The 6,285-nt window shown below is 71.0% G+C and carries 6 protein-coding genes and 1 pseudogene; 3 read left to right on the top strand and 4 right to left on the bottom strand.

Annotated elements, in window-relative coordinates; translation table 11 throughout:
- Positions 1 to 9 precede the first annotated feature (9 nt).
- Positions 10 to 1,356, bottom strand: coding sequence for an MFS transporter (locus Sco07f_RS39590; RefSeq protein WP_108990805.1), 1,347 nt, complete (start codon positions 1,354 to 1,356; stop codon positions 10 to 12).
- Between the two features lie 61 nt (positions 1,357 to 1,417).
- On the opposite strand from Sco07f_RS39590, the gene Sco07f_RS39585 reads away from it, so the two are divergent.
- On the top strand, positions 1,418 to 1,810 hold the full coding sequence (locus Sco07f_RS39585; RefSeq protein ID WP_108990804.1) for a MerR family transcriptional regulator: 393 nt from the start codon (positions 1,418 to 1,420) through the stop codon (positions 1,808 to 1,810).
- Positions 1,811 to 2,315: 505 nt separating this feature from the next.
- On the opposite strand, the gene Sco07f_RS39580 is transcribed toward Sco07f_RS39585, so the two are convergent.
- Together Sco07f_RS39580 and Sco07f_RS39575 are read right to left on the bottom strand one after the other, a co-directional pair.
- Positions 2,316 to 2,945 (bottom strand): response regulator, encoded by a 630-nt coding sequence (locus Sco07f_RS39580; RefSeq protein ID WP_054099728.1) that lies wholly within the window; start codon positions 2,943 to 2,945, stop codon positions 2,316 to 2,318.
- Positions 2,942 to 4,051, bottom strand: coding sequence for a sensor histidine kinase (locus tag Sco07f_RS39575; RefSeq protein WP_158002347.1), 1,110 nt, complete (start codon positions 4,049 to 4,051; stop codon positions 2,942 to 2,944). Before Sco07f_RS39575 ends, Sco07f_RS39580 begins: the two co-directional genes overlap by 4 nt.
- A gap of 215 nt (positions 4,052 to 4,266) precedes the next feature.
- Here Sco07f_RS39575 and Sco07f_RS39570 point away from each other — a divergent pair, with 215 nt between their 5' ends.
- Both Sco07f_RS39570 and Sco07f_RS39565 read left to right on the top strand, forming a co-directional pair.
- On the top strand, positions 4,267 to 4,839 hold the full coding sequence (locus Sco07f_RS39570) for a hypothetical protein (RefSeq protein ID WP_007445435.1): 573 nt from the start codon (positions 4,267 to 4,269) through the stop codon (positions 4,837 to 4,839).
- A gap of 579 nt (positions 4,840 to 5,418) precedes the next feature.
- A complete protein-coding gene (locus Sco07f_RS39565) occupies positions 5,419 to 5,994 on the top strand; it encodes a hypothetical protein (protein WP_143666003.1) in 576 nt (191 codons plus the stop codon).
- Here Sco07f_RS39565 and Sco07f_RS39560 read toward each other — a convergent pair.
- Positions 5,967 to 6,285 (bottom strand): annotated as a pseudogene (locus Sco07f_RS39560) (hypothetical protein); the annotation flags it as partial. The gene Sco07f_RS39565 and the pseudogene Sco07f_RS39560 overlap by 28 nt on opposite strands.

Here is a 6,285-nt window from a genome sequence, read left to right as displayed (position 1 = left end):
ACTAGATCGTCAGTCACGTGTCGAGCTCTCGGCCTGGTCGAAGAGACGTGAGTGCTGTGGCGCCGGTCGGTCCCGGTCGGTACACCTTGCCCGCTCGGCCGGGTCATGCGCGGGCTGATGCCGTCGGCGGCGGCTTCCGCAGAGCTTCAGTACAACGATGCTGGTGGGGACGGTGAGGATCATCAGCGCACCGCAGCCGACGAGGACAGCGGGAGCGCTGGTCCGGTCGAGGAGGAAGCCTCCAAGGGCGGCTCCGAGGGGAGAGGCTGTCAGGAGTACGGCGCTGCGCGCGGCCAGAACCGTGGTGAGGGAGTCGGCGGGTGCGCGGTCCTGGATCAGGGTGAAAGAGAGTGCGGAGTAGGGGCCGTAGACGAGTCCGGCGAAAGCGAAGCCGATCAGGGAGGGAAGGGCGGTGTCCGTGAGGGCGAAAGGGAGCATCCCGATGCCGTGGCCCGCGATGATGCCGAGCATGGCCGGCCACAGGGGAAGCCTTTTGGCCGCGCCCAGGGCGAGGGCGCCGATGACGGCTCCGCTACCGAAGGCGGACCAGTAGACGCCGAGCAGCCCGGCGCCGGCATCGAGGTCATCGGAGACGAACAGAGGAAGGGCGACTTCGACAGGGCCGAAGGCGAGGTTGAACACCCAGGTCACGAGGAGCAGGCCGAACAGTTCCGGCTGGCGGCGCAGGATGCTCAGCCCGTGCTGTGTGCCGCCGGTCACTGGGGGCACCGGTGTCCGGGGCAGGTTGGTGCGACCGGTCTGGAGGGCGAGCATGGCGAACGTGGCGGCATTCAGGCCGATGATCCACGCCGGGGATATCACTCCCACGAGAAGGCCCGCGAGGGCGGGGCCCGCGATGGTCGCGGTCCAGAGGCTAGTACTGATCACGCTGTTGGCCGCCAGGCGCTGGTCTTCGGGGAGCAAAGGGGCGAAGAGTGCGTGCTTTCCGGCCTTGCCCCAGGCGTGCAGCAGAGAGGAGGCGCCCAGGAGCCCGACGTACACGGCCGGGGTGAGCAGCCCTGCCACGTGTGCGAGCGGGACCGCCCCCAGCAGTACGGCCCGTAGCGTGGAGTCGGTGACCAGGAGTCGTCGCGCAGGCAGCTGGCGCATCCACCTGCCCAGAACCAGGGCGCCCAGCGCGCCGGGCAGGACGTAGGCGGCGACAGCGATGCCTGCCAGCGCGCCTTGGCCGCCGTCCGGGCCCAGCGCGAGCGCGAACCACGCGACCGCGACGACGGTCATGCCGTCGCCCAGGTCGGACAACGCGAAGACCGGCATCACCCGCCGAAAGGTGCGGTCGGCGAACAGCGAACGGTAGGGGCCGGGCAGCAGGCGTCCCGGTGCGACTGAGAACATGCAGGTCACAGTCGCGCTTCAAGCACGCTTGAAGTCAAGGCCGGACCAAGGAGGGGCGGGCATGCGGTATCTACCCATTGGCGAGCTCGCGGAGAAGGCCCATGTGCGTGCTTCGGCACTGCGCTATTGGGAGGAGCGCGGTCTGCTGCCCGGCGCGCGTCGCGAAGGCGGGCGTCGGGTATGGCCCGCGACCACCGTCCGCCGGGTCGCCCTGATCAAGATGGCGCAGCGGGCGGGCTTCACCCTCGCCGAGATCACGCAACTGCTGGCCGAAGACACCACGCCGTCCGCAACCCGTCAATGGCGGGACATGGCTACGCGCAAGCTACCCGAACTCGATCGTCACATCGCGCAGACCCAAGCCCTGCGGCAGGCAGTTTCGGACTGCCTGAAGTGCGGATGCATGAAATTCGATCAGTGCGTACTACTCGACACCACGGACGGGGCGCTCTGACCGCAAATGCTCGGCGGCCGCGCAACTACCTGGCTCTGTCGATTGAGAAGCGACAACACTCGCCCACATTTTGAAACGAACAGTTACACGAAAGATCAGACAGTCCCCACTGGTGGTGACCGCTGCTCACCGCCCTGAAGGGCACGGATGGGGCACAGGCCCGCCAGTGGAGCTGCCCCAGCTCGCGTCACCCAACGGTCTCTCGGGCCGGCGCAGCTGATGACCCGGCCTTGGGCGCCAGGCCCGGTCCGTCCCTGAGCCGGGTCATGGAGCATGACTGCGGCCGGGACGCTCACCTGGTCGGATCACCCTGGGTGCGGGCGGGCAGCCGCCGATGTGGGCCAGCTGTGCGCGAACGGCCTGCGAGCCCCCGCATCCCCGGCCCGCCCCCCGCCCTCCGATTTCACCGCATCGGTCTGCGGAGGACGATCCGGGTCGAGGCGGGCAGAAACGGTCCGGTCGCCCGCGCCGCACCTCCGTCACGCCTATGGGTGCCATGAGTCCGTCACGCCAGGCCCGAGCGCCAGGCCCACGCGGCGATCCCCACGCGATTGCGTACCTTCAACTTGACCTGGACGTTGGCGAGATGGGTCTTCACCGTCCCTGGGGTGACGACGAGCTCGGCGGCGATCTCGGCGTTCGTCAGGCCCTGCGCGACCAGGCGGGCAATCTCCCGCTCGCGCGGGGTCAGCGTGTCCCGGGGGTGGGTGCGGCCGGGCTCGGGAGCCAGGCGGCGAAGCAGGCGGACGGTGATCTGAGGGCTGATCAGGGTGTCACCGGCCATCGCCGCGCGTACCGCCTCGATCAGCAGGGCCGGGCCCGAGCGCTTGAGCAGGAAGCCGCACGCGCCGTGCCGCAGCGCCGTGTGCACGTAGTCGTCGAGATCGAAGGTGGTCACCACGATCACCTTCGTCTCGGCGGAGAGCAGCCGGGTGACCTCCAGACCGTCCCGCTTCGGCATCCGGATGTCGGCGAGGACGACATCGGGGCGCAGGGTGCGGGTGAGGTCGACGGCGGCCGCGCCGTCGGCCGCCTCGGCGATGACGGTCATGTCCGGCTGCGAGTCCAGGACGAGCCGGAAGCCGCTGCGTACGTCGTCCTGGTCGTCGGCGATCAGGATCCGGGTGGCGGTCATACGGTCTTCTCCAGGGGGGGCCCGCCCGGCACGGCAGTGGGCGAGGAGGCGAGAGAGGCGGGCAGCGTCACGGTCAGGGTCCAGCCGTCCGGGCCGGCGGCCGTACGCAGGTCCCCGCCGGTCGCACGGACGCGCTCGGCGAGAGCGATCAGGCCGGTGCCACCGCGTTCGCGCGGACGCGGCATCGCGGACGCCCCGTCGTCCGCGACGGTGAGCCGTACGGTCCCGCCGTCGAGGGTCAGTCGTACGTCGACGCGGGTCGCGCCGATCGCGTGCCGGCGTACGTTTGTCAGCGCCTCGGTCACCACGCGGTGCACGGTCGCGGCGGCTTCCCGGGACAGTGCGCCCTCGACTCCGTCGCTGATCCCGATCCGCGCCCTGACCCTTCCCTCCGCCTCGAACCGGCGTACCAGATCGGCGACGTGAGCTGTCCCCGGCGGTGGTTCGCGCAACGCTCCGACCGTGCGGTCCAGGGAGGCGAGCGCGGTCAGACCCGCCCGCTCTATGCGTTCGAGCGCGGGCAGGGCGGCGGCCGGGTCCCGGCCGGCGACGAACCGGGCGGCCTGCGCTTGGGCGACGATCCCGCTGATGTCGTGGGCTACGAAGTCGTGCAGGTCGTGTGCGAGCCGCAGTTGCTCGGCGCGCTCGGCGTCGCGTACGGCGCGGGCCCGCCGGCGATCCATGAGACGCGGATAGCCGCCGACGGCGGCGGCGCCCACGGAGGGCAGACACCAGAAGGCGGCCACGCCCGCGGCCTCGAAGAAGGAGGCGTCCGGCAGCAGCGGGACCGTCCACAGCGCGGTCGCGGCGGCCGCGACCGCGCCGCCGACGAGCGCCTCGCGGCGCGGCGCCCAGCGGTAGGCCGCCGCTTGCACGAGCACGAGCAGACAGGTCCCGGCGAACAGTGCGCGGGACTCGCCGTATGTGCCGTCGATCGTGGCCAGTACGGTGAGCAGCGCGGCCCCGGACAGCCCGGCGAGCCGCCCTGCCGCCCCGCGTGCCCACCGGCGGACCCGTGTCGGCCCGGCGAAGAGCGCGAGCACTGCGGCACCCGACGGCAGCAGGGCCAGTACGGGCAGTACGAGCCCTCCTGCCGATGCAGGCACCGCTGCTCCGAGCCCCCCGACCACCCCGAACCCCTCCGTCATACGAACACCCCCGGCCTCACTCTACGGATCACCGCCCTGCCCCGCCCTCTGCCGATCGGCAGAGGGCGGGCGCGTCACGCCGTCAGGATCCGCCGGTCGACGGATAGGGCCGCGCACGGGTCCGCCACGAGGCTGTACCCGCCAAGCAGCCATGCTTCGACGGGAGTTCACTTGTGATCGACACCACTCAGCGCATCATCCCGAACGCCACCAACACCGGCGTGCCACCCCGCTGGGTCGTCCGCGCGGCCCACCTGGCCGCGCTCGCTCCGCTGCCCAGCGGGCTGTGGCGGATCGCCGCCGCGTTCGGCGTGCCGGTCGGGTTCACCGGGACGAACGCGCTCGCCGACGTGACCCCGGGCAGCTTCTTCTCCCTCTACATGATCGTGCTGTCCCTCGTCACCGAAGCGCTCGGCCTGCTCGCGCTCGGCCTGGTCCAGCGATGGGGCGAGGTGTTCTGGTCCTGGCTGCCGCTGGTCGGCGGGCGCAGAGTGCCGACCTGGTTCGCCGTGCCCCTGGCGGGCGCCGGGGCGCTCGCGCTCACCATGTTCGCCGTCCTCGGCGCTTTCGGCTGGAATCAGCCGGACACCATGGCCGACCCCGAGGCCCCGAAGGGTGTCGCGTACCTGGTGATGACGGCCTGCTACGCCCCGCTGCTCGTCTGGGGGCCGCTGCTGGCCGTCGTGACCGCGCACTACTGGCTGCGTCGACGCGCCGGGGCCAAGGCCACCAGGAACCCTGGATGAGAAGCAGCTGCTCAAACCAGCACGTTTGTCGCGGCGTTCCCCCCGATGTTTCGACCTGTACGACAAGCCCACGTGCATCAAGTCGGCCGTGGAACGGATGTCGGAGTTCCTCACCAGGCACCTGGCATAGCACCAGCCCCTCGGCCGCGGCAGGTGGGTGTCAGCACACCCCAACAGCACGCAGCATCCCGAATTCAGGGAACCGTGGACTGCGTGGTGGGGGTGCGACGGCTCACCTCGGCGCCGTGGGCGACTGAAACCGCTGGCGTCGGTGTCCCAGTTGTCGGTGGTGGACCGGCTGAAGCCCAGCAGGCGGCTGAAGACGTAGGCCGGGAGTCCGGAGGCGATGTCCATCAGCGAGGCGTTGCGGGCTACCCGAGGTCGGATGCCGAGCCTCTTCAGACGGCAGCCCAGGCTGTGTGGCTCGAGGGTGCGTCCGGCATAGATGCCGGGGGACAGCCAGGGCGGCTCGTATCCGGCGAGCACCGGGCCGTGCCCGCGGCGGCGGCAGGCTGGTTCGCGGAGCAGGTCGTCCAGCGGGGCGGGGATGTCCACGGGCTGGCGGCCCAGGCGGAGGGTATGGCCGTCGTCGAGGAGGTGGTCGGTGGTCAGGCGGCAGATGCGGGCGGCGGGCTGGGCGAACAGCAGCAACAGCAGTCCGGCGGCGCGATCGGTGGTCTGCAGGTCGGTGTCGTTCACCAGGCGGCGCACCAGGGCCCAGCGCTGGTCTTGGGCGATGACCTCGGCGGCGAAGTTGCTGGTGTAGAGCGGCGTCGTCAAGGGCTTGGTGTGATGGTGGCGAGCGGTCCAGCGCACGAAGCCGCGCACCAGGGTGCGCATCGGCGGTCCGTCGGCGAGCCAGGCGTCCAGTTCGTCTTGGGTGCAGGCGGCGAGGCTGCTGCCGACCTGTTGCAGCCATTCCAGCAGCCGCACCACGTTGCGGATCTCCATGCGGACGGAGTCGGCCTGGCCGTGCGTGACGTGCCGGCCGGGCGGGAGGCGGCGCAGCGGCTGCCAGCGGATGTAGTGGAGCAGGATGCGGCGCTCACCGGCATCGGGGACGCGGGCGATGGTGCGGGTCAGCCACGCCTCCAGCCGGGCGAGGCCGCCCGCTACGAATGCCGGGGTCAGCGGCGGGTGAGGTCGGCGGCGTAGTCGGGTCCGAAGCCGAAGGCTTCGGTGTTCCAGTTGTCGGCGGTCTTTTGGCAGTAGCCGAGCAGGCGGCTGAAGACGTATGCGGGCAGCTCGGAGGCGACGTCCATCAGGGAGGCGTTGCGGGCTTGGCGCGGCTGGACGCCGATGGCTCTCAGGCGGCGGCTGAGGCTACTGGGATCCATCGGACGGCCGGGGTAGATGCCGTGGAAGAGCCAGGTGGGCTCGCGGCCGGGCGGGATTGTCGACCGGCCGCGGCGGCGGGTCACCAGCTCCCGCAGCAGATCATCTATT

Source organism: Streptomyces coelicoflavus, assembly GCF_003112555.1.
Taxonomy (GTDB): domain Bacteria; phylum Actinomycetota; class Actinomycetes; order Streptomycetales; family Streptomycetaceae; genus Streptomyces; species Streptomyces coelicoflavus.
Note: the sequence above shows the minus strand (reverse complement) of the source record. Positions and strands in the feature narration are given on the sequence as shown.